This is a genomic window from Mitsuaria chitosanitabida ATCC BAA-476 = NBRC 102408, from assembly GCF_001598255.1.
GTDB classification, from domain to species: domain Bacteria; phylum Pseudomonadota; class Gammaproteobacteria; order Burkholderiales; family Burkholderiaceae_C; genus Roseateles; species Roseateles chitosanitabidus.
The window spans coordinates 67,928-91,262 of record NZ_BCYP01000038.1 but is presented as its reverse complement, the minus strand read 5'-3'; the positions used below and the strand labels follow the sequence as shown (position 1 = coordinate 91,262).

The 23,335-nt window shown below is 69.7% G+C and carries 19 protein-coding genes and 1 tRNA gene; 13 read left to right on the top strand and 7 right to left on the bottom strand.

Annotation, left to right across the window (positions count from 1 at the left end; all coding sequences use genetic code 11):
- Positions 1 to 25: 25 nt before the first annotated feature.
- From MCHT01_RS22975 to MCHT01_RS22965, 4 genes are all read right to left on the bottom strand, one after another.
- Positions 26 to 607 (bottom strand): NnrU family protein, encoded by a 582-nt coding sequence (locus tag MCHT01_RS22975; protein WP_067069280.1) that lies wholly within the window; start codon positions 605 to 607, stop codon positions 26 to 28.
- Between the two features lie 70 nt (positions 608 to 677).
- Complete coding sequence (locus MCHT01_RS26480; protein ID WP_067069277.1) at positions 678 to 917, bottom strand: hypothetical protein; 240 nt, start codon at positions 915 to 917, stop codon at positions 678 to 680.
- 36 nt (positions 918 to 953) lie between these two features.
- A complete protein-coding gene (locus MCHT01_RS27770) occupies positions 954 to 1,088 on the bottom strand; it encodes a hypothetical protein (RefSeq protein WP_259375184.1) in 135 nt (44 codons plus the stop codon).
- Between the two features lie 192 nt (positions 1,089 to 1,280).
- Positions 1,281 to 1,718, bottom strand: coding sequence for an Lrp/AsnC family transcriptional regulator (locus MCHT01_RS22965; RefSeq protein WP_067069336.1), 438 nt, complete (start codon positions 1,716 to 1,718; stop codon positions 1,281 to 1,283).
- Positions 1,719 to 1,931: 213 nt separating this feature from the next.
- Between MCHT01_RS22965 and MCHT01_RS22960 the strand changes: the two genes are divergently transcribed.
- The 6 genes from MCHT01_RS22960 (at position 1,932) to MCHT01_RS22935 (ending at position 8,516) form a co-directional block, all read left to right on the top strand.
- Positions 1,932 to 3,026: a saccharopine dehydrogenase family protein gene (locus MCHT01_RS22960; RefSeq protein WP_067069276.1), complete on the top strand. Its 1,095-nt coding sequence runs from the start codon at positions 1,932 to 1,934 to the stop codon at positions 3,024 to 3,026.
- A 157-nt stretch (positions 3,027 to 3,183) separates the two neighbouring features.
- The gene (gene amaB, locus MCHT01_RS22955) at positions 3,184 to 4,689 is read left to right on the top strand and encodes an L-piperidine-6-carboxylate dehydrogenase (protein WP_067069273.1); all 1,506 of its coding nucleotides are present in this window, start codon (positions 3,184 to 3,186) and stop codon (positions 4,687 to 4,689) included.
- Positions 4,682 to 5,764 carry a 2-oxoadipate dioxygenase/decarboxylase family protein gene (locus MCHT01_RS22950; protein WP_084453260.1) on the top strand — a complete coding sequence of 361 codons (1,083 nt, stop codon included), beginning with the start codon at positions 4,682 to 4,684 and terminating at the stop codon, positions 5,762 to 5,764. The genes amaB and MCHT01_RS22950 overlap by 8 nt, the downstream gene beginning before the upstream one ends.
- Positions 5,758 to 7,197, top strand: coding sequence for an FAD-binding oxidoreductase (locus MCHT01_RS22945; RefSeq protein WP_067069271.1), 1,440 nt, complete (start codon positions 5,758 to 5,760; stop codon positions 7,195 to 7,197). The genes MCHT01_RS22950 and MCHT01_RS22945 overlap by 7 nt, the downstream gene beginning before the upstream one ends.
- A gap of 50 nt (positions 7,198 to 7,247) precedes the next feature.
- A tRNA-Leu gene (locus MCHT01_RS22940) sits at positions 7,248 to 7,332 on the top strand.
- 113 nt (positions 7,333 to 7,445) lie between these two features.
- Positions 7,446 to 8,516, top strand: a complete 1,071-nt coding sequence (locus MCHT01_RS22935) for a LacI family DNA-binding transcriptional regulator (RefSeq protein WP_067069268.1) — start codon at positions 7,446 to 7,448, stop codon at positions 8,514 to 8,516.
- A gap of 57 nt (positions 8,517 to 8,573) precedes the next feature.
- Here the strand turns inward: MCHT01_RS22935 and MCHT01_RS22930 are convergent, their stop codons facing one another.
- A complete protein-coding gene (locus tag MCHT01_RS22930; RefSeq protein ID WP_067069265.1) occupies positions 8,574 to 10,130 on the bottom strand; it encodes a tryptophan halogenase family protein in 1,557 nt (518 codons plus the stop codon).
- 365 nt (positions 10,131 to 10,495) lie between these two features.
- Here MCHT01_RS22930 and MCHT01_RS22925 point away from each other — a divergent pair, with 365 nt between their 5' ends.
- The 6 genes from MCHT01_RS22925 to glk all read left to right on the top strand — a co-directional run bounded on the left by MCHT01_RS22925 (position 10,496) and on the right by glk (position 18,936).
- Entirely contained in the window at positions 10,496 to 12,937 is a 2,442-nt protein-coding gene (locus tag MCHT01_RS22925; RefSeq protein ID WP_067069263.1) for a TonB-dependent receptor, read from the top strand.
- Positions 12,938 to 13,028: 91 nt separating this feature from the next.
- Positions 13,029 to 14,321 carry an ABC transporter substrate-binding protein gene (locus tag MCHT01_RS22920; protein WP_218017936.1) on the top strand — a complete coding sequence of 431 codons (1,293 nt, stop codon included), beginning with the start codon at positions 13,029 to 13,031 and terminating at the stop codon, positions 14,319 to 14,321.
- A gap of 11 nt (positions 14,322 to 14,332) precedes the next feature.
- Positions 14,333 to 15,361, top strand: coding sequence for a carbohydrate ABC transporter permease (locus MCHT01_RS22915; protein ID WP_084453258.1), 1,029 nt, complete (start codon positions 14,333 to 14,335; stop codon positions 15,359 to 15,361).
- The gene (locus tag MCHT01_RS22910; RefSeq protein ID WP_084453257.1) at positions 15,348 to 16,226 is read left to right on the top strand and encodes a carbohydrate ABC transporter permease; all 879 of its coding nucleotides are present in this window, start codon (positions 15,348 to 15,350) and stop codon (positions 16,224 to 16,226) included. Before MCHT01_RS22915 ends, MCHT01_RS22910 begins: the two co-directional genes overlap by 14 nt.
- Positions 16,227 to 16,255: 29 nt before the next feature.
- Positions 16,256 to 17,743: a GH1 family beta-glucosidase gene (locus MCHT01_RS22905; RefSeq protein ID WP_245643582.1), complete on the top strand. Its 1,488-nt coding sequence runs from the start codon at positions 16,256 to 16,258 to the stop codon at positions 17,741 to 17,743.
- Between the two features lie 146 nt (positions 17,744 to 17,889).
- Positions 17,890 to 18,936, top strand: a complete 1,047-nt coding sequence (glk, locus tag MCHT01_RS22900) for a glucokinase (protein WP_245643572.1) — start codon at positions 17,890 to 17,892, stop codon at positions 18,934 to 18,936.
- A 103-nt stretch (positions 18,937 to 19,039) separates the two neighbouring features.
- On the opposite strand, the gene MCHT01_RS22895 is transcribed toward glk, so the two are convergent.
- Together MCHT01_RS22895 and MCHT01_RS22890 are read right to left on the bottom strand one after the other, a co-directional pair.
- On the bottom strand, positions 19,040 to 21,064 hold the full coding sequence (locus MCHT01_RS22895) for a M13 family metallopeptidase (protein ID WP_067069260.1): 2,025 nt from the start codon (positions 21,062 to 21,064) through the stop codon (positions 19,040 to 19,042).
- A 141-nt stretch (positions 21,065 to 21,205) separates the two neighbouring features.
- Entirely contained in the window at positions 21,206 to 22,246 is a 1,041-nt protein-coding gene (locus MCHT01_RS22890) for a DMT family transporter (RefSeq protein ID WP_067069256.1), read from the bottom strand.
- A 134-nt stretch (positions 22,247 to 22,380) separates the two neighbouring features.
- On the opposite strand from MCHT01_RS22890, the gene MCHT01_RS22885 reads away from it, so the two are divergent.
- A complete protein-coding gene (locus MCHT01_RS22885; RefSeq protein WP_067069254.1) occupies positions 22,381 to 23,259 on the top strand; it encodes a LysR family transcriptional regulator in 879 nt (292 codons plus the stop codon).
- The last annotated feature ends 76 nt before the right edge of the window (positions 23,260 to 23,335 follow it).

Genomic DNA, 23,335 nt, shown 5'->3' with positions numbered 1-23,335 from the left:
CCGCCTGTCGGCTCCCGATCTCGTTTCAGGCGCCCAGGTCCGGGAAGGGGCGGACGCCGATGATCAGCCGGTGCAGCCCCAGGATCAGCGCGATCCAGACCGCGGTTCCTGCGACGACGGCGATCGCGGTGCCCCGTGCGGTGCCGGGCGGCGGCGAGGGCAGCACGCGGCGACGTGCCGACAGGAAATCCAGCGTCGCCCAGGCCAGGAAGGCGCCGAAGAGCACCAGGTCCGCGACCGTGTTGTTGGCCAGCAGATGGGCCGTGGCCCACAGCATCACGCCGATCACCATCGGGTGCCCTAGACCCGCCTTGACGTGGTTGCGCGGCACGTGCGCCGACGCGATCAGGATCAGCGCCGGCAGCATGAGCAGCGCGGTCAGGTGGCTCAGGCCGCGCGGCGTCGCCCACAGCACCTGAGGCGTCATCCGGGCCTGGCCGTAGCCCCAGACGATCAGCACCAGCCCGAGCGCCGAGAGCAGGCTGTAGGTGATCTTCCAGCGCGCTTCACCCCAGGCGGCGAGCCGGGCCTCGCGCCAGGCCGGCGCGACGACGCGCACCGAGTGCGGTCCGAGGAAGAGGATCAATCCGAGGATCAAGGGCCACATGATGAGGTCGCTCCGTCGTTGCCGGGCGGACTATGCCCGCCGACGGAGGCCCTCACCAGTGCCGTTCGAATCAACAGAGCGTTGTCGCGGCGGTCTCGAATGCGGGCGAGGCGACCAGGCTCAGGTCGCCCTCGGCGCGGTCCAGCAGGGTGACCACGGCCCAGACGAGCAGGGCGGCCAGCACCACGCCGCCGGCGCGCAAGAGCGCGCGGCGCCAGGCATGGCCGGAGACATCGGGGGAGGAACCGGACAAGCGGTCGTCCGGGCGGGGCAGCGGCGTGGAGCCGCCGAGGCGGGCGGGGGCTTTCATGGCGGACCTTGGTGGCGACGGGGTGTCGTCGGCCGCTCAGGGCAGCAGGGCGCCCAGGCCCCACAGCAGCGCCGGGTAGACGGCGCCCCAGGCGACGGCCACGACGGCGACGGCCTTCAGGCCGACGGCCATGGGCGGGACGTGCTTGGCATGGATGGACGGCTTGATCATGGTGCGCTCCTGAAGCTGGCGACGACTCCGTGCAAACGGCGTGCCAACTGCGCGCGTTGACGCGCGCCGCCTCCGGTCACGGGGAGTTACGCACGTTCACCAAGCTGGCATGACCCCCTTCACGGGATGCTCACGCGGGCTTCTCGCCACGGGGCCGGCGAGCGCACGGGCGCCGCCTAGCCGCCGACGGACTCAGGCGCTGCGGTCCACCCGCAGCGCCAGCAGCACCGAGGTGTGCGTCTTGATGACGCCCTCGATCTCGCCGATCTCGTCGAGGAGCGCGTCCAGTCTTGCGGTGCTGTCGGCCCGGAGCGTGGCCATGTAGTCGAACTCGCCGCTGACGGAGGCCAGTTGACGCAGCTCCGGCAGACGCGACATCCGCTTGACCACCTCGCGTCCGGCGCGCGGCTGCACCGTGATGCCGACGAATGCCTGCACCCCACGTTCCACCGCCTCGCCCCCCAGCCGCACGGTGTAGCCGGCGATCAGCCCGTCCGCTTCCAGCCGCGCCAGCCGGGCCACCACCGTGGTGCGGGCGACGCCCAATTTGCGTGCGAGATCCGCGGTGCTCTCGCGCGCGTTGGCCTGCAGCAGCGCGATCAGGTCGCGGTCGACGCGGTCGCGCAGCATGGCCGGCGCGGTCTCGGGCGGACTGGACTCGGCGGGGACTTTGCGGGCGTTCATGACCTAGTGATAAACCCTCGTTTTCGCCGAATCGAATGAATCGGCTGACGAATCGTCACCATAGCAGTCTTTTTCGACGGACTCGCGCTTTCTTTCGTCAGAGCCCATGGGGAGACTGCGGCTCATCGCATCGATCCCCTCGGGAACAAGGAGTACGACATGAAAGTGGCACTGCTGGGCGCCGGACACATCGGCCAAACCATCGCTTCCCTGCTGCAGGGCAGCGGCGACTACCAAGTCACCGTGATGGACAAGAACGCCGGCGCGCTCAAGCTGCTGGCCGATCGCGGCCTGGCGACCAGGACCGTCGACACCGAGGACAAGACCCAGCTGGCCGCCGCGCTGCGCGGCAACGACGTGGTCGTCAACGCGCTGCCGTATCACCTGGCCATCACCGCCGCGCACATGGCGCTGGAAGCGGGTTGCCACTACTTCGACCTGACCGAGGACGTGGCCGCGACCAAGGAGATCAAGCGCATCGCCGAAGGCGCCAAGACCGCCTTCATGCCGCAATGCGGCCTGGCGCCAGGCTTCATCGGCATCGTCGCCCACCACCTGGCCAAGAGCTTCGACTCGCTGCAGGACGTGAAGATGCGCGTGGGCGCGCTGCCGGCCTTCCCGACCAACGCGCTGAAGTACAACCTGACCTGGTCGGTCGACGGCCTGATCAACGAGTACTGCCACCCCTGCGAAGCCATCCATGACGGCGCGTCCATCGCCGCGCTGCCGCTGGAAGGGCTGGAGCACTTCTCGCTGGACGGCGTCGAGTACGAGGCCTTCAACACCTCCGGCGGTCTGGGCACGCTGTGCGAGACCTGGGACGGCAAGGTCCGCGACCTGGACTACAAGACGGTCCGCTATCCGGGTCACCGCGACCTGATGAAGTTCCTGCTGGACGACCTGGCGCTCAAGAGCGATCAGGAGAAGCTCAAGGACATCATGCGCAAGAGCATGCCCGCGACCATGCAGGACGTGGTGCTGGTCTTCGTGACCGTGTCGGGCATGAAGAAGGGCGTGCTGATGCAGGAAGTCTTCGCCCGCAAGATCTTCGCCGAGCGCGACGGCGAGCAACCGCTGTCGGCCATCCAGATCACCACCGCCGCCGGCATCTGCGCCGCGGTCGACCTGTTCCGCGAAGGCAAGCTGCCGCAGAAGGGCTTCATCCGTCAGGAAGAAGTCGCGCTGCCGGACTTCCTGGCCAACCGCTTCGGCAAGGCGTATCAACAATCCCGCCAAGTCGAATCCATCGGCTGAAGGAGCGGGCCTACTGCGCGGGCGCCAGGCGTCGTTGGGCGGTGCTCGGGATCCTCACGTACAGGGAGTACGTTCCGGTCCCTGCGCTCCGTCCGCCTAGCCTGGCCCCCGCTCGCTACGGCCGACAGAGGGTTTGCCTCAGAGAGAGAATGCTTCGATGACTTCCACCACTTCTGAATTGCTGGCCGCCCTGGGCGTGCCGGCCGCCGCCGTGACCGGCGGCTCGATGACCGTCCGCAGCCCCATCGACGGCGCCGTGATCGGCGCGGTCCATGAGGCCAAGGCCGCCGACATGACCGCCGCGATCGCGCGCGCGCAGGCCGCGTTCCTGCAGTGGCGCACCGTGCCCGCGCCCAAGCGCGGCGAGCTGGTCCGCCTGTTCGGCGAGGAGCTGCGCGCCAACAAGTCCGCGCTGGCCCGCCTCGTGTCGCTGGAGGCCGGCAAGGTCACCAGCGAGGGCGAGGGCGAGGTGCAGGAGATGATCGACATCTGCGACTTCGCCGTGGGCCTGTCGCGCCAGTTGCACGGCCTGACCATCGCCAGCGAGCGCCCCGGCCACCGCATGATGGAACAGTACCTGCCGCTGGGCGTGGTGGGCATCATCTCGGCCTTCAACTTCCCGGTCGCGGTCTGGGCCTGGAACTCCGCCCTGGCCCTGGTCTGCGGCGACACCTGCATCTGGAAGCCCAGCGAGAAGACCCCGCTGACGGCCCTGGCCACGCAGGCGCTGTTCGAGAAGGCCGTCACCCGCTATGCCGGCGCGCCCGCGCATCTGTCGCAAGTGCTCAACGGCGGCGCTGCCGTCGGCGAGGCCCTGGTGGACGACGCCCGCGTGGCGCTGGTCTCGGCCACCGGCTCGACCCGCATGGGCCGCGCGGTCGGCCCGCGCGTCGCCGCGCGCTTCGGCCGCTGCCTGCTGGAGCTGGGCGGCAACAACGCCATCATCGTGACCCCCAGCGCCGACCTGGACCTGGCCGTGCGCGGCATCCTGTTCGGCGCCTACGGCACGGCCGGCCAGCGCTGCACGACCACGCGCCGCGTCATCGCCCACGAGTCCATCCATGACGAGCTGGTCGCCCGCCTGGAGCGCGCCCGCGCGCAGCTCAAGATCGGCAGCCCGGTCGAGCCCGGCAACCTGATCGGCCCGCTGATCGACAAGGCCGCCTTCGACGCGATGCAAGCGGCGCTGGCCGCCGCGCGCGAGCAGGGCGGCGAGGTCACCGGCGGCGAGCGCGCCCTGGCGCAGCAGTATCCGGAGGCCTTCTATGCCGCGCCCGCGCTGGCCCGCATGCCGGCCCAGACGGACATCGTCAAGCACGAGACCTTCGCGCCCATCCTGTACACGCTGAAGTACAAGACCCTGGACGAGGCCATCGCGCTGCAGAACGACGTGCCGCAAGGCCTGTCCTCGGCGATCTTCACCAACGACATCCGCGAGGCCGAGACCTTCGTCAGCGCGAGCGGCTCCGACTGCGGCATCGCCAACGTCAACATCGGCACCTCGGGCGCGGAGATCGGCGGCGCCTTCGGCGGCGAGAAGGAAACCGGCGGCGGCCGCGAGTCCGGCTCCGACGCGTGGAAAGCCTACATGCGCCGCACGACCAACACGGTCAACTACTCGCGCGAGCTGCCGCTGGCGCAGGGCGTGAAGTTCGATGTCTGAGGCGGCGTCCGACCTGAAGCGCCGCGTCGACGCGGCGGCCGGCTCCGGCCTGTTCCATCTGCTGAGCAGCGCGCTGGACGACGCCGCGGCCCGCGCCGCGTTCGCGCGGCTGGACGTGGTGCCGGCGCTGCTGCGCCCGCTGGGCGAGCGCGTGACGCGCGCCGAGCTGGCGCAGGCGCTGAACATGGCGCTGTTCCTGGACGTCACGCAGCGCGTGCCGATGGCGGCGGCCTACGTCGCCGATCTGCAGCGCGACGGCGCGCAGCTGGTCTTCGACCACGGCGCGCTGCGCACGGTGGCCTGGCCCTCGGGCCAGCTGCCGCCGGGCGAGGCCGCGATCACGCGGGTGCTGCGTCCGCTGGGCTTCAGCATGGCCGCGGTCTATCCGCTGCCGCGTCTGAAGATGACCGGCCGCGCCTGGCGTCACGCCGACTTCCCCGAGGACATCGCCCAGTTCTTCGTCTCCGAGCTGCATCCGGAGCGCTTCTCGGCCGAGTTCCAGGACGCGGTCACGCGGGTGCTGGAGAGCTCGGTCGATCCGCTGTCCCCGGCGGATCTGGCGACTCTGGAACACCTCGCCCGCGACGGCGATCTGCCGACCGAAGCCGCCGCCGCGCTGCTGCCCAAACTGATCGGCTGCTTCGCGCGTCAGCATGGGCTCTTCGAGGCGGACGACTATCAGCGGCTGCTGAGGGAGTCGGCGGAGATGGCCTGGATCTCGACCGAGGGCAACGCGTTCAACCATGCGACCGATCGCGTCGCCGACATCGAGACGGTGGTCGCGCGTCAGCGCGCGCTCGAGCGTCCGGTGAAGGACGCGATCGAGACCTCGGCCACCGGCCGCGTGCGTCAGACCGCGTTCAAGGCCGCGCGCGTGATGCGCGAGTTCCAGGACCGCGGCCAGCGCGTGATGCTGGAGGTGCCGGGCAGCTTCCACGAATTCATCCAGCGCGCGCCGCTGGATGCGTCGGGGGCGCTGGATCTGGCTTTCGACGCGGGCAACGCCACCGGCATCTTCAAGATGACGGCCGGCGCCGCGAAGGATGCGGGCACCGCCGAGGCCGCCGCGTGCTGAGCGAGTTCCTGGCCGAGGCGCGCGCCCTGTGCGGCGACGCTTTCGTGCAGGACGGCGCGGCCATCGAGCCGCGCTACCTGCAGCCCGCGCGCTATGCCGCGGGCCAGGCGGCCGCGCTGGCGCGGCCCGGATCGCGCGATGAAGCGGCCGGCGTGATCCGCCTCGCGGCGGCGCACGGGCTGCGCGTCGTGCTGCAAGGCGCGCACACCGGTCTGGTCCGCGCGGGCACGCCCGACGACGCCGCCGGCGATCTGCTGCTCAGCACCGAGCGCCTGCGCCAGGTCTTCGAGCTGGACCTGCTGGACCGCACGCTGCGCGTGTCGGCGGGTTTCAAGCTCTCTGAAATCAATGAGCGCCTGGCGCCGCACGGGCTCTGGTTCCCGGTGGACCTGAGCGCCGATCCCTCGATCGGCGGCATGGTCGCGCACAACACCGGCGGCACGCGCATGCTGCGCTACGGCGACGTGCGGGCCAACACGCTGGCGCTGGAGGTCGTGCTGCCCGAGCCGGCGGGTCAGGTCTTGCGTCTCGGGCAAGGCTTGCAGAAGGACAACTCGGCGCTGGCGCTGGGGCAACTGTTCATCGGGACCTCGGGCAGCCTGGGGCTGGTGAGCGAGGTCACAATCAAGCTTGCGCCCTTGCCGCGTCAACGCGCGGTCGCCCTGGTGGCGCCGTCGGCGTTGGGCGAGGTCTTCCCGCTCTACGCCGAGGTGATGCAGCGCTGGGGCGTGCTGGTGTCCGCCTTCGAGGGCATCAGCCGCGCGGCGCTGGAGGCCGGCCTGCATGGGCAAGACCTGGCACGCTGGTTCGACGGCCAACTGCCGGACTACGCGATGCTCATCGAGCTCAGCAGCGAGCTGCCGGCGGATCAGCTCGACCTGAACGGCCTGCTGCAGGGCTGGCTGGAAGCGGAGTTCGAATCGGGCCGGGTGCGGGATGCCGTCCTCGATGCCGACGAGGCGATCTGGGGCTTGCGCCATCGCATCAGCGAGGGCCTGCGGGTGCAGGGCAAGGTGATCGGGCTCGATCTCTCCTTGCCTCGACGTCACTTCATGGCCTTCCGGGAGCGTGGGGCCGCCTTCCTGGCCGAGCACTTCCCGCAAGTGCGGCTGGCCGACTTCGGCCACCTGGGCGACGGCGGCATGCACTTCAACATGGTGTGGCCGGTGGAAGCCGGGCCGCTGACGGCCGCGCAAGAACTGACCCTGCGCGAGGGGCTCTACGCGCTGGTCGCGGAGCTGGGCGGCTCCATCAGCGCGGAGCATGGGGTCGGGCCTCAACTGCAGGCGGCGTATCGCGCGCATTGGGCGCGGGTGGAGCCGGGAATCCTAGATTGGGCGGGCCGCGTACAGAAGTTGTGGGATGCGCACGCTCGTATGGGGAAAGTGTCTTGGGCAGGCGAAAGTACTTGCCAAGATCCAAAACCGTGCTAAAGTCCAATTCTTCGCTGCAACGCAAGTTGCGACGGAGATAAATCCTGAAAGCCCAGGTGGCGGAATTGGTAGACGCACTAGTTTCAGGTACTAGCGGGTAACTCCGTGGAGGTTCGAGTCCTCTCCTGGGCACCAAATACGAAAAGCCGGCTTCTCGCCGGCTTTTCTCATTGGCGCGGCGCTCCGTGCTCTCCCTCTCCCGATTGGCCGACGCTGTGGCAAAGTCGAACGAGCTTTTGATCCGTTCCATGCCACCACCGAAACCCGCCACCATCATTGACGTCGCGCGCGAAGCGGGCGTTTCCATCAAGACGGTCTCCCGGGTTCTGAATCAGGAGCCAGGCGTCCACAGCGACACGCGGGAAGCGGTGCTGAAGGTCGTCGCCGATCTCAAGTACCGCCCCAAGCAATCCGCTCGCAGCCTGGCCGGCGGCCGCTCCTTCCTCATCGGCCTGCTGTACTACGACCCGTCCGCGGCCTTCGTCGGCGGCGTCCAGCAAGGCGCGACGCTGCGTTGTCGCGAAGCCGGCTACCACCTCGTCGTGGAGTCGCTCCACAACGACGCGCCCGACCTCCCCATGCAGGTCGACCGCATGGTCTCCGCGCTGCGTCCCGACGGGATGATCCTGACCCCGCCGCTCTGCGACAACCCGCAGGTCCTGGCCGCGCTGCAGGAGAGCCAGACCCCTTGCGTCCTGATCTCTCCCGCCGCCGACGATCCCGAGCACGCCAGCGTCCGCATGGACGATGTGCATGCGGCCGAGGAGATCACCAACCTGCTGATCAGCCTGGGCCACACGCGCATCGCGATCATCAAGGGCGCGAAGGACCAGGTCGCTTCCAAGCGCCGCTACCAGGGCTACGCGGCGGCACTGAAGGCTCACAAGATCGCCTTGGACAAGGACCTCGTCGTCCAAGGTGACTTCACCTTCGATACCGGCGTCGATGCCGCCTATCAGCTGCTGAGCCGCCGCCAGCGCCCGACCGCCGTCTTCGCCAGCAACGACGAGATGGCGCTGGGCGTGCTGGCCGCGGCGCAGCGGCTGGGTCTGTCCGTGCCGGGCGATCTCTCCATCGCCGGCTTCGACGACACGCCCGCCGCCGCGCGCGTGTGGCCGCCGCTCACCACGGTGCGCCAGCCCATGGACGACATGGCGCGTGCCGCCGTGGAGCTGCTCGTCGGCTCGCCGCGCGATGCCGAAGCCGCGGAAGGGGAGGAGCCCAAGTCCCGCCACCGCGTGCTCCCGCACGAGCTGGTGGTACGGGACTCCACCGCGGCGCTGGGCGCCAAGGCCACCGCGCGGCCCAAGAAGGGCTGAGGCGGCCGCGACGCCGCAAGGCCGCGCCGGCCCGGTCCGCGGCGGTTCGACCCGGCGCTAGGCCGCCTTTGCCATCCCGCCGCGCCCGAGCATCTGCTCGATCAGCCCGCGATGCGTCGGCAGATCCCGGATCGCATGCGTGCCGAGCTGCGCGATGGTCTGGAACTCCCGGCGCGCCTCCTCCGCGCGCGTCAGCGCCGCCCTCGCCGCGCCTAGCTCCGTCTTGAACTCCATCCCGTAGAGCACGTATTGCCAGCTGGCCGGCAGATACATCTCCACGTCGGTGATGAAGTCCAGCCGCTGCGGCGGCCTGCTGCGCCACATCGCGAGCTTGTCCTTCAGCGTGTCCGTGAAGCTGGCCGGATCCGCGTTGTCCCGCCAGAACGCCGTGTCGGTCCGCTGCGTCAGCGCGTAATGCAGCTTGATGAAGTCGACGATCCGCGCATAGCGCTCGCGCATGAAGACGTTGAAGTGGCGCGCGGCCGGCGCCATCTCGCCGTCGAAGGGGAAGAGCTGCGCCACGAGATAAGCCGCCGTCTCGATGAGGCCGATCCCCGAGGACTCCAGCGGTTCCAGGAAGCCGCCCGACAGCCCCACCGCCACGCAGTTGTGCACCCACTGCGTCTCCCGATAGCCGATGTTGAGCATCAGCTTGCGCGGCGTCAGCGCGTCGCCCGCCGGGCCGACATAGCGGCGCAGCACGCGCTCCGCGTCCTCGTCGTCGCAGTGTCGGCTGCTGTAGACGTGGCCGATGCCGCGCCGCTCCTGCAGTCCGATGTCCCAGATCCAACCGTCGCGCTGCGCGCTCGCGATCGTGACCGAGGCGATCGGCGCGTCCGGTCGTTCATAGGGCACCTGCATCGCCAGCGCGCGGTCGACGAAGAGCACGTCCTTCGTCGACTTGAAGGGCGAGCCCAACGCCTCTCCGATCAGCCGCGCGCGGAAGCCGCTGCAATCGATGTAGAGGTCCGCCCGCAGCGCGCCGGCCTCCTGTGTGTGCACTGCCGCGATTGCCCCGTGTTCATCGAGGTCCACGCGATCCACCGTCGCGATCACGCGCTTCACGCCCAGCGCCTGGCCCTGCTCCGCGAGCAGTGCCGCGAAGCGGCCGGCGTCGAAGTGATAGGCGTAGTTCAGCGGCCCCATGAAGTCGCCATCGCTGGCGCGCTTGGGGCCATGACGCGCATCGACCACCGCCTTCTGCAGCGTCACCGCCTCCGCGAACGCGCGCCCCTGTCCCGCCTCGCCCATCAGCCAGTAGGGCAGCAGCTCCGGCGCGCCGGGGCGCTGACTCGGCAGGCTGAACGGATGGAAGTAGTGATCGGCGCCGACGGCGCCAGGCTCGCGCACCCAGTGCTCGAAACGGATGCCCTGCTTGTAGGTCGCGGAACAGGCCTCCAAGAAGCGTGCCTCACTGATGCCGATGGCCGACAGCGTCCCGCGTATCGAGGGGAAGGTTCCCTCGCCGACGCCGATGATGCCGATGTCGCTGGACTCGACCAGCGTGACGCGGATACCGCCGTGCGCGGTGCCGAGCTGCTTGGCGAGGAAGGCGGCGGTGAGCCAGCCGGCGGTGCCGCCGCCGACGATGAGAACGTCCCGGACTGCTGTCATGACCTGGTCTCCTGGTCCTGGCCGACGGCCGCGCGAGGCGGCGCCGGCTCGATGTGATGAGCCGCGGATTGCGTCGGCGACGCCCCGTCGCCACGCGCTCCCGCGTCGCGAATCCTCCGTCGCAATGGGGCTTCCCGGCACTACGGGTAAATCTCGATGAGCAAAATGACAACGATGTCAGTCAAGCCGTTGACAACGTTGTCATGCCTTGCCTACCATCCGCTCAAATCACAAGAACGGCGTCGCCGCGCGGCCTGACCGCGCCGGCTCGAACGTCCAGAAGAAGTCGAGAAGCGTCGAGGACAGTCCTGAGCCATCGACGCCCCGTACAGAGCTTTGATTCGAAAAGCCCCTTAGGAGACAACATGACCGATCGTTCGCCCCGCCGGCCGCGCCTTGGCCTGGCCACTCCCGTCCAGCTCGCGGTGCTCGCCCTCGTGGCCGGCAGCGTCCATGCGCAGAGCGCCGAGGCCCCGGCGCCGCAGGCCGACACCCCGCCCGCCGCCAGCACCGCGGCTGATGGCAAGGACTCCAAGGCGCTGCCGCAGGTCGTCGTGACCGCGACCAAGCGCGCCACCTCGCTGCAGAAGACCCCGATCGCGGTGACCGCGATCAGCTCGTCCACGCTGGACGACGCCCACGTGCAGAACCTGCTGGACGTCTTCAACCTCGTCCCCTCGATGCAAGGCACGGGGCAGGGCGACCACGGCATCGTCAGCATCACGCTGCGCGGCATCGGCAACGACTCCGCCAAGACCGAGTACGCCGACCCCGAGGTCGCGCTCTTCGTCGACGGCGTCTTCGCGCCGCGCCCCGAGGGCGCCGCGACCATGCTGTTCGACCTGGACGGCGTCGAAGTGCTGCGCGGCCCGCAGGGCACGCTCTGGGGCCGCAATTCCACCGTCGGCACCATCAACATGAAGACGGCCAAGCCGGTGCTGAAGGACAGCTCCGGCTACGTCGAGGGCGGCGTGGGCAGCTACAACCGCCTGGGCGTCAAAGGCGCGCTGAACATCCCGCTGAGCGACACGCTCGCGGCGCGCGTGGCCTTCATCCACGAGCAGCACGACGGCTACGTCAGCTACCAGAAGCCGACCCAGTACACGATCGCGCAGCAGCAGGCCGCCTACAACGCGGCCAACACCGCCGGCAACCTGCCGCCCTTCCAGCCCATCAACTACAACCAGTTCGTCCTGGGCGGGCAGAAGTACAACGCGCAGGACCAGACCGCCGCGCGCCTGAGCTTCCTGTTCAAGCCCAGCCAGGACTTCCGCTGGGACCTGTCGCTGGAGCAGTTCGCCGACCGCGGCACGCCGTCGATGAGCCTGATGCAGACGCCGCGCGCCGGCGAGAAGTTCTGGTCCGCGCTGATCGACACCGCCCCCTCGCTCAAGCGCGACTCGACCTCCATCCGCAGCCGCATGGAGTACGACTTCAGCGGCATGGCGCTGGCCTACGTGGCGGGCTACACCCACTTCAAGGGTTCGGGCACCTACGACCAGGACTTTGGCGTCAACACGCCGACCAGCTTCACCACCGGCGGCCCCTACCAGGCCAACAACACGGTGTGGACCAGCTACCGCAGCCAGAGCCACGAAGTCACGCTGCAGAGCACGCAGAAGCAGGCCGTCGACTGGGTGCTGGGCCTGTACTACGCGGCCGAGGACAACGGCATCCGCTTCGACATCCCCATCATGAACGGCACCCAGCAGGGCACCGTGAGTTGGCAAGGCTCGTTCATCCAGCCCAAGGAGACCGTCGATTCCAAGGCCGTGTTCGGCCAGGCGACGTGGAATGCCACCGAGGCCCTGCATCTGACCGGCGGCCTGCGCTACACGAATGACGATCGCAAGAACATCGGCGGTCGCGGCTGGACCTGGGCCGGCAATCCCGCGGCGCCGCAGATCCCGCTGAACCCGACCATCGACCCGAGCGATCCCGCGAACGGCTATCAGGCCGGCAACATCAACGACGCGCACTACAAGGGGAGCAAGACCACCTGGCTGGCGCGCGCGACCTACGACATCAGCAAGAACGCGATGGCCTACGCCAGCGTGTCCACCGGCTACAAGTCCGGCGGCACGGGCGACAACGGCCGTCCCTACGGGCCGGAGTCGTTGACCAACTATGAGGTCGGCTACAAGACCTCGTTGCTGGACGGCCGCATGACCTTCAATGCCAGCGCGTATCACATGAAGTTCAAGGACTTCCAGTTCAGCGCGCCGGTGATGGTCAACGGCAATCGCGAGTTCGCGTACTCCAACGCCGAGGGCGCGAAGGTCTCGGGCGTGGAGCTCGAGAGTTCCGTGCTCATCACCAACGACGACAAGCTGTCGGTGTCGGCCTCGTACACCAAGACCAAGCTGGGGGCGCTGGTGGCGGCGTCCAACGACTACGCGCTGCCGCCGTGCTTCGACGCGACGCTGGGCGGCAACTGCCTGAACGTCAGCGGCAACACGCTGCCGCACGCGCCCAAGTTCGCGCTCCAGCTGATGTACGAGCACACCTTCGCGCTGCCCAACGGCGACCAGGTCGCGCCGCGCATCAGCTTCCACTACCAGACGGCCAACTGGCTGTCGGTCTTCAACTTCGGCGACGGTGACCGTCAGAAGGCCTACTCCCCGGCCGACATCAGCGTGCGCTACTCGTCGAAGAAGAACTGGTACGTGGATGCCTTCGTGCGGAACGTCTCGGACGAGAAGATCAAGACCAGCGCAGGCAGCGCCGGGACTTATCCGAACGCGATCTGGACGGCCCAGTACGCGCCGCCGCGCACCTTCGGCCTGAACGCCGGCTACAACTTCTGACGCCGGGCGCCGCTTGTCGATCCGTCCCGCCTCGCCCCGGTCACGTCCGATGCCGTCCTTCGATCGACGTGACCCGGCCGCAGGCGGCGGCGTGAATCGACGCGGCGCGGTCCGTGCCCTGCTCGCAGCGATCGCGGCGGGCGGCGCGACCACCGGGCAGGCCCAGGCCGCGCCCACCGACGCCACGCCGTCGCCCCCGGCGCGATCGGTGCTGCGCGTCGCCACCTTCCCCGATCTCGACCGCGCCGCCATCGCGGCCGCGCCGCGCTGGCGCGCGCTGCATCCGGAGGTTGAGCTCAAGATCCTGTCGATGCAGTACGCGGACCACCACCTGTCGATGACGACGGCGCTGGCGACCGGCTCGGGTCTGCCCGACGTGATGGCCATCGACCTGCGCTACATCGGCAAGTTCGCCGGTTCGGGCGGCTTCGTCGACCTCAATCCGCCGCCGTACCGCGCGGCCGCCCATGCGGACGACTACGTCCGCTTCGCGCTCGCGCAGGGCGCGGGCCCGAACGGGACGCAGGTCGCGATCCCCGCCGACATCGGCCCCGGCACGCTGATCTACCGCAAGGACCTGCTGGACAAGGCCGGCGTGAGCGAAGCCGAGGTCACCCGCGACTGGGACGCCTACCTCGCCGCCGGCCAGCGCATCCGCAAGGCCACCGGCGCCTATCTGATGGCCGACGCCGCCGACCTGCGCGACATCGCGCTGCGCCAGGGACTGCGCGACGGCGAGGGCCTGTACTTCGATGCCGAGGGGCGCGTGCTGGTGGACTCCGAGCGCTTCCGCCGCGCCTTCGAGCTGGGCCGGGCCGCGCGACGCGCCGGCCTCGACGCGCGCGCCATCGCCTGGACCAACGACTGGGCCGCCGGCTTCAAGCAGGGCCGCATCGCCACGCAGATGATGGGCGCCTGGCTGGTCGGCCAGCTGCGCAACTGGGTCGCGCCGGAGACCGCGGGTCTGTGGCGCTCGGCGCCGCTGCCGGGCGGGGTGCAGGCCGCGTTCGGCGGCTCGTTCTACGCGATCCCCAAGAAGGCCGCCAACAAGACCGCCGCCTGGGACTTCATCCGCCTGATGAGCGCGGACGCGCAGGTCCAGCTGCAGTCGTTGAAGGTGCTGGACAGCTTCCCCGCGATGCGCGCGACCTACGACGACGCGGTGATGGACGAGCCCATCGCCTTCCTCGGCGGCCAGCGCGCCCGGCGGCTGTGGCGCGACACCGCGCGCCGCATTCCGGCCATCCCGGTCAACCGCTTCGACGCGATCGCGACGCAGATCATCCGCGACGAGTTCGAGCGCGTCATCGCCCGCGGCAAGGACATCGCCGCGGCCCTGCAGGACGCCCGCGCGCTGATCGAGCGCCGCGCGCGCCGCCGCTGAGGAGTCCCGTCATGAGACTGCCCCGCCGCGCCGCGCCCTATCTCTTCATCGCGCCGTTCTTCGCGCTCTTCCTGGTCTTCTCGGCCTTCCCGCTGCTGTTCTCGATCTACCTCTCGCTGCAGCAATGGAATCCGGCCGAGGGTCTGCACACCATGCACTGGGTCGGGCTGGAGAACTACTGGTACGCGCTCACCGATCCGTGGTTTCACGATTCGCTGATCAACACCGCGTGGTTCGCGCTGGTCTCGGGGCTGCCGCAGCATCTGGTCGCGGTGCCGCTGGCCTTCTTCATCCATCGACGCGTCAAGCGCGGTCGCGATCTGCTGGTCGGGGCCTACTTCGTCCCCTACATCACGTCGAGCGTGGCGATCGCGCTGATCTTCAGCACCCTGTACTCCAAGGACTACGGCCTGATCAACGCGGCGCTGTCGGAGCTGACACGCATCCCCGTCCTCGGCAGCCCGCTGGCCTCGTTGCAGGCGATGAAGGATGGCGGCATCGACTGGCTGGGCGATGCCGACTACACGCGACCCGCGGTCGCCTTCGTCGTGTTCTGGCGCTACCTGGGCTGGAACGTGGTGCTCTACCTGTCCGCGCTCCAGGTCATCGACAAGGACCTCTACGAGGCCGCCACCATCGACGGCGCCGGCGAGTGGCAGCAGTTCCGCCACATCACGCTGCCGCTGCTCAAGCCGATGATGTTCTTCGCGGTGACGCTGACGCTGATCGGCAACCTGCAGCTCTTCGAGGAGCCCTTCATCCTCGTGGACGGCGAGAAGGGCGTGGCCTCGTCGGTCATGACCAGCGCGATCTTCATGTACCGGACCGCGTTCTCGGATGGCGACTTCGGCACCGCGTCGGCGGTGTCGTGGCTGATGTTCGTGCTGATCGCCGCGCTGACCTGGGTCAACGCGAAGCTCTTCGGGCACGAGACGGCGTCCCCTCGCAGCGGCAAAGGAAGCGGCGGCGGCAGCGGTAAGGGCAGCGCCACGGGAACCGGCCGACGTGGCCGCCAGGGAGGCGCCGATGTCGCGCGCTGACTTGTTGCCCGCGCCGCGCCTCTGGACGCCGCGGCGTCGCCGTTCTGTACCGGCGTCGACGGTGCTCGCCTGGCTGCTGGTGATCGGCGGCGCGATCGTGCTGGTGGCGCCGCTGTACTTCACCTTCGTCTTCGCGACGCATGGCCGTACCGAGATCTTCAACACGCCACCGCCGCTGTGGTTCGGCGACGCGGCCGCGTCCAACCTCCGGTTGCTGGAGGAGCGCTTGCCCTTCTGGCGCAACCTGGGCATGAGCCTGTACGTCGCCACGATGACGACCGCGCTCAACCTGCTGCTGTGCTCGCTCGCGGGCTATGCCTTCGCGATCTACCGCTTCCGCTTCCAGCGGGCGCTCTTCGCGGTGGTGCTGGGGTCGATGATGCTGCCCGGCTTCCTGCACATGATCCCGAGCTTCATGGTGATGGACGCGCTGGGCTGGATCGACACGCCGCGCGCGCTCTACGTGCCGGCGGCGGCCAGCGCGCTGGGCATCTTCCTGATGCGCCAGTACATCGGCTCCGCGATCCCGCATGACCTGCTCGACGCCGCGCGCATCGATGGCTGCGGGGAACTGCGCATCTTCTGGAGCATCGTGCTGCCGCTGCTGCGGCCCGCGCTGGGCACGCTGGGCCTGATCACCTTCATCGCCAGCTGGAACAACTTCGTCGCGCCGCTGGTGGTGATGCGCTCGGCGGAGAACTACACGTTGCCGCTGGCCCTGCGGTCGATGCAGGCGCCCAACAACACCGAGTGGGGCGCGCTCATGATGGGCAGCGCCATCGCGATGCTGCCGCTGCTCGTCGCCTACTTCTTCAGCGCCCGGCGGCTCGTCGCCGGGCTCACCTCGGGAGCCGTGCGCGGCTGAACCGCGCGGACCCTCACGCCGGAGCCGCCATGACCTCCCCGCACCAACCCGATCCGGTCGCGTCGACAGCCGCGCAGGACCCGACCCGATCGATCATTCCGACACCTTCCTCGACTCCTTCGACGACCTCCGCCACCATGCACGCGAACGACGCCCACCCCGCCGCCGACACCGCCACCTTCCAGACCCTGATCCAGTCGCTGCCCGCGGGCTTCGAATGGGGCTCCGCGACCAGCGCCGCGCAGATCGAGGGCGCCGCCCGCGAGGACGGCAAGGGCGAGTCCATCTGGGACCGCTTCTGCGCCCAGCCGGGCCGCATCAAGGACGCGTCCAACATCGACGTGGCCTGCGACCACTACCGCCGCTATCCCGAGGACGTGAAGCTGATGCAGTGGCTGGGCCTGGAGGCCTACCGCTTCTCCTTCTCCTGGCCGCGGGTGCGGCCGCAGGGTCGTGGCGCGTGGAATGAAGCCGGCTTCGCGTTCTACGACCGGCTCATCGACACGCTGCTCGAGGCCGGCATCCGGCCCAACGCGACGCTCTATCACTGGGACCTGCCGCAGGCGCTCGATGAATCGATCGGCGGGCTGCTGTCGCGCGAGGTGGTGGCGCTGTTCGCCGAGTACGCCGCCGAGATCGCCCGCCGCTTCGGCGATCGGCTGTCCACCATCGCCACGCTGAACGAGCCCTGGTGCTCGGCCACGCTGGGCTACGAGACCGCGCAGTTCGCGCCGGGGCACACGAACCGCGCGGAGGCCTACCAGGTCTCGCATCACCTGTTGATGATGCATGGCGCGGCGATCCAGGCGATGCGCGCGGTGGGGCCCAAGGCCCAACTGGGCATCGTGCTGAACCACACGCCCTCGTTCCCCGCCGATCCGCTCAACGAGGAGGATCGCCGCGCCGCGCGCATCGACGACGGCACCAATGTGCGCTGGTACATGGACCCGGTGTTCCGTGGCCAGTACCCGGCCGACATCGTCGAGCACCTGGGCGCCGACGCGCCGGTCATCGAGGCTGGCGACCTGGCGCTGATCCAGCAGCCGCTGGACTTCCTGGGCGTCAACTTCTACACCCGCAGCGTGCTCAACGGCCGCCAGCAGTTCGTGACCCCGCCCGGGGAGCTGGGCTTCACCGACATGGGCTGGGAGATCTACCCGCAGGCGCTGACCCAGCATCTGCTGCGCATCAGCCGCGAGTACACGCCGCCGCCCATCTACATCACCGAGAACGGCATGGCCAACGCCGACAGCGTCGTCGACGGCCGCGTGCCGGACGCGCAGCGCATCGCCTATCTGCGCGGCCATCTGGAGGCGCTGGCGCAGGCGGTGGCGCTGGGCGCGGACGTGCGGGGCTACTTCTACTGGAGCCTGCTGGACAACTTCGAGTGGAACTCGGGCTACGAGAAGCGCTTCGGTCTGTTCCACGTCGACTACGCGACGCAGCAGCGGCTGGCCAAGGACAGCGCGCACTGGTACCGCGACATGATCGGCGCGTTCAAGGCCGCGCGCCCCTGATCGCCGGCCCGCGCGGATCACCGCCCCTTCCGACCCCTCCCGGTACTTCCTGGCGCGAGCACCGGACCGTGGCAACATCCTGGGCTTTCGCGCAGGGCGGGCAGCAACGCCCGCCGGCGCGGCACGAGCGACAAGGAGTGGACGGCATGGGGCAGGGCGTGGATCACGGCGCGGGGCATGACCAGGACATGCCGGCGCGCGGCGACGCGCCGTCGCGGCTGCTGGTGGACGTCGGCGGCACGCAGGTGCGCTTCGCCAGCCAGGAGACGGCGACCTCGCCGCTGTCGCACGTGGCCCGCTATGTCTGCCGGGAGTTCGACTCGCTGGCCGACGCGATCTTCTATCACCTGCATCGCGAGGGCCTGCCCAAGCCGAAGCGCTGCGCGATCGGCATCGCGACGGCGGTCACCGGCGATCACGTGCGGATGACCAATCACCACTGGAGCTTCTCGACGCGCGCGCTGCAATCGGCGCTCGGGGCGGAGCGGCTGCTGGTGATCAACGACTTCGCGGCGCTCGCGCTGGCGCTGCCGGTGCTGCCGGCGATGGGGCCGCGGTCCACGCGCCGCATCGGCGGCGGCGAGGCGGTCGTCGGCGGTCCGATGGGGCTGGTGGGACCGGGCACCGGCCTGGGCGTGTCGGGTCTGCTGCCGTCGGAGGACGGCGGCACGCCGGTCGCCGTCGCGGGCGAGGGTGGGCACATGACGCTCGCTTCCTACGACCCGGAGGAGCGCGCGGTGCTGGATCTGCTGCATCGGCGCTTCGGCCACGTGTCGGCGGAGCGCGCGGTCTCGGGACCGGGGCTGGAGAACCTCTACACGGCGCTGGCCGAGTTGCGCGGGCTGAAGCTCGCGCCCGGCGAGGGCCGCGCCGCGCCGGCGATCACCGCGGCGGCGTTGGCCGGTGAGCCCTTCAGCAGCGAGGTGGTGACGATGTTCTGCGCGCTGCTGGGGGATGTCGCCGGCAACGTCGCGCTGACGCTGGGCGCGCGTGGCGGGCTCTACATCGGCGGCGGCATCGTGCCGCGGCTGGGGGAGTGGTTCGACCGCAGCCCGTTCCGGGCGCGCTTCGAGTCGGCCGGGCGATTGACTGCCTACCTGCGAGCCATCCCGACCTTCGTCGTGCACGAGACGGAGCAGGCCGCGCTGCTCGGCGCGGGGCGGGCCCTGGATCGAGACACGCCCACGCATTGATAAAAAAACGGCCGGGAATCCCCGGCCGTCGTTGGTCGCCCTCTTTCGCGCCTACCCCCTCTCCCGCTTGCGGGAGAGGGCAGGGGTGAGGGTCTTCGGGCTCTCACCAGATGCGGATCCGATCCTCCGGCGCCTTGTACATCTTGTCGCCCTGCTTGGTCTTGAACGCGTCGTGGAAGCCGTCATGGTTGATGGCGGCGCCATTGGCGCGGAACTCCGGCGGCGAGTGCGGGTCGATGGTCAGCAGCTGCAGCTTGCGCTCGTCACGCGCCTTCTCGCGCCAGGCCTGCGACCAGCCCATGAAGAAGCGCTGCTCGCCCGTGAAGCCGTCGATCACCGGCGCGGGCTTGCCGCCCAGCGAGCGCAGATAGGCCTTGTAGGCGATCTGCAGGCCCGACAGGTCGGCGATGTTCTCGCCCAGCGTCAGCTTCCCGTTCAGGTGCTTGCCCGCGATCGGCTCGTAGCCCTCGTACTGCGCGACCAGCTTGGCGCCGATGGCGTCGAAGGCCTTGCGGTCGTCGTCCGTCCACCAGTTGCGCAGCTTGCCGTCGCCGTCGAACTGGCTGCCCTGGTCGTCGAAGCCGTGGCTGATCTCGTGACCGATCACGGCGCCGATCGCGCCGTAGTTCGCCGCGTCGTCCGCCTTCGTGTTGTAGAACGGCGGCTGCAGGATCGCCGCCGGGAAGACGATCTCGTTCATCGTCGGGTTGTAGTACGCGTTGACGGTCTGCGGCGTCATCAGCCACTCGCGGCGATCGACCGGCTTGCTGGCCTTCGCGGCCTGGCGCTTCCACTCGAAGGCCGCGGCGCGCAGGCCGTTGCCGACGGCGTCACCCGCGCGCACGTCGAGCGCGCCATAGTCGCGCCAGACGTCGGGGTAGCCGATCTTGATCATGTACTTGGACAGCTTGTCCTGCGCCTGCGCCTTGGTCGCGGGCGTCATCCAGCTCAGCTTGTCGATGGACTCCTTGTACGAGGCCAGCAGGTTGTGCACCAGCTCCAGCATGCGGGCCTTGTCGGCCGCCGGGAAGTAGCGCTGCACATAGACCTCGCCCACGGCCTCGCCCAGCGCGCCGTTGACGTTGCCCACCGCCTGCTGCCAACGCGGCAGCGGCGCCTTGGCGCCGGTCAGCGCCGCGCCGTGGAACTGGAAGTGCGCGTCACGATAGGCCTTGGGCAGCACGGTCGCGTTGGCGTCCAGCGCGCGGAAACTCAGGTACAGCTTGATGTCGTCCAGCGAGGCCTCGCCCAGCAGCTTGGCCGCGCCGGTCAGGTAGCTGGGCTGCGAGGCCGACAGCTTGTCCAGACCCGGCAGCGAGGCCGCGGTGAGGAAGGCCGTCCAGTCGAAGCCCGGCGCCTTCTGCGCCAGCTCGGCCGGCGTCATCGGGTTGTAGGTCTTCTGCGGGTCGCGGTTGGAGACCTTGTCCCATTGCACCTCGGCCAGCTTCTCCTCGAAGGCGATCACGCGCTGGGCGCTGCCCTCGGGATCGGCGATGCCGGCGGCGCGGGCCAGGGCCTGCAGATAGGTCGCGTAGGCCGAGCGGGCCTTGGACAGGCGCTCGTCGTCCTTCTTGAGGTAGTAGTCGCGGTCCGGCAGACCCAGGCCGCCCTGCCAGGTCTGCAGGCGGTTGATGGTCGGGTCCTGGTAGTCGGCCTCGATGGCCAACGGGAACGGGCTGTCGACCACGCCGGTCTGCGCGCCCAGCCAGGTGGCCAGCTGTGCGCGGGTCTGGATCGCGGCGATGCTGTCCAGCAGCGGCTTGACCGGCGTCAGGCCGGCCTTGTCGATGGCCGCGGTGTTCATGTAGGCGGCGTAGTAGTCGCCGACCTTCTGGTCCACCGAGCCGGCCTTGGCCTTCTTCTTGGCCAGCGCGTCGATGATGGCGCGCACGCGCTTGTCGGACAGGTCGGCCAGCTCGTGGAAGGCGCCGAAGGAGGACTTGTCGGCGGGGATCTCGGTCGTCTTGAGCCAGTGCCCGTTGGCGGCCTGGAACAGATCGTCCTGCGGGCGCACGCTCTTGTCGAAATCCTTCAGCGTGAGGCCGGACGCGGGCGGCGCGGCCATCGCGGCGCCACCGCCGAGGGTCATCAGCAGGGCCAGGGTGGTCAGACGGAAAACGTTCTTCATTGCAAGCTTGTGACTGGCGTGGGCCGCGGCCCGACGGACCCGACAGGCTATGTCAAAAGACATGGCGTGCCAAAAGCCATGAACCCCGGGCATTCCACGATGCCGCGGGGTTCCAGGGGAGCGGCCGGATCGGCGCCGCGATCAGGCGGCCGGGCAACGCCCGCCGACGACGAGGGGCGCCCTCGGCTTCACGGTGTCGTGAGGCGTGGCGCTCCTGGCGGCGGCCGAAGGCGCGCTCGAGGCCGACGCGGCCGGCGCCTTGCCCGGGGAGCGGGTGCTCAGCGTCAGCGCCGCGATGACCAGGGCGGCGCCGATCCACTCCTGCATCGCCGGATGCTGACCCAGCGCGACGCTCATCAGCAGGGCCGACACCGGCACCCCGTTGAGGAACAGCGTGCCGTGCGAGGCCCCCAGGCGGCGCACGCCGAAGTTGAAGGCGATCACCGCGGCGACCGTGGGCACGGCCGCGATGTAGATCAGATGCGGCGCGATCGGGGGCAGGTCTTGCCAACGGGGCGCGTCGATCCAGCCGGCCGCCGTGACGACGACGGCGAACAGCAATTGCCACGGCAGCGCGGAGATCGCGGTCAGGCCGGTGTACTCGAGCGGGCTGAGCGTGGGGACCTTGGCCGCGCCGCGCGTGTAGAGCGCCCAGCCGAGCGTGCCGACCAGCGTCAACGCATCGCCCAGCAGCAGGTGCGGCGGGCCGTCGCCATGGCCCAGCACGCCCGACACCAGCACCACGCCGGCCATCGCGAGCACCGCGGCGCCGAGCACGCCCAGGCCGGGGCGATGACCGTCGAGCAGCCAGCGCAGGAGGATCGTGGTCAGCGGCAGCGTGGCCATCAGCACCGCGCCGTGCGAGGGCAGCGACAGCTTGAGACCCTCCAGCACCAGCACGCCGAAGAAGCCGTAGCCGAGCACGCCGTAACCCGTCAGCGTTCCCCAGTGCGCGCGCAGCTTGGTCCAGGGCTTCTCACCGAAGAGGATGACCAGCAGCGTCATGCCGATGCCCGCGAGCAGGTAGCGCAGCGCGGTGAACCAGATGGGATCGAGCCGGCTCAGCACGGGCTTGCCCACGAGGAAGAGGCTGCCCCACGAGATCGCCGCGAAGAGCATCGCGACGGTGGCGGCGAGGGGACTGGCGGTGAGGCCGGAGGCGGCCGGGCTGGCGGATTTCATGAGGGCACTCGCTTCGGGACTTCGATGGAGCGAAGTCTGGGCGGCGCCCCGCGCGGGGTCCATGTGCAAGTTTGGAACGGGCGTTTGGAGAAACCGAACGATGCGGCCACACGGGCTCGCCACAATCACGACCCATGGAGCTTTACCAGCTGAAGAGTTTTCTGGCCGTCGTGGCCGAACGGAACCTGACCCGCGCCGCGGAGAAGGTCTTCACCAGCGTGCCCGCCGTCAGCGCCCAGATCAAGGCGCTGGAGGAGGAACTGGGCGTGCAGCTGTTCGAGCGCAGCTCGCGCGGCATGAGCCTCACCCCCGCGGGCGAGCGCCTCGTCGACGAGGCGCGCCGCACGCTGGACGCGGCCCAGCGCCTGCGTCAGGCCGCCGCGCAGATCCGCGGCGAGGTGCAGGGCGTGCTGCGCATGGGCACCGTGACGGACCCGCTGTCGCTGCGCCTGGGGGAAGTGCTGGTCAAGCTGGCCGAGCGCCATCCCGGCATCGGCCTGCAGTTGATGCAGCGGCTGTCGCTGCACAGCGTGCAGGCCTTGCGCCGCGGCGAGGTCGATTGCGCCTACGTGCTCTATGACGGCGAGTCCGCCGATGGCCTGGTCGTGCAGCGCCTGCGTCGCATGGCGCTGGCGGTGGCCGTGCCCAGGCGCTTCGCGGACCGGGAGTGGCCGGTGTCGCGCGATGCGCTGCTGTCGCTCCCCTGGATCGGCGTGCCGCCGGATTGCGGCCTGCGCCCCGCGGCGGAGCGGCTGTTCCAGAGCGCCGGCCGCGAGCCCGCGCACAGCCTGATGGCCGAGACCGAGGCCGCCGTGCGCGGCATGGTCGCCAGCGGCCTGGGCGCCGCGGTGCTGCGCATCGACCAGGCCGAGGATGCCGCCAAGGCCGGCGAGTTGCGCATCTGGCCGCACTGGCAGGACGAGACCTGGCTGTGCTGGCTCCAGAAGGAGGGCCCGGAGGATCCCGCGCTGACCGCGCTGCGCGAGCTGGTCATGGAGGCCTGGCAGGACTAGGCCGGGAGGGCCTCGATCCCGCCTGCCCCGCCGCTGCCCCGGGACGGGACGCCGCCCCCCGCGCCATCCGGATCGC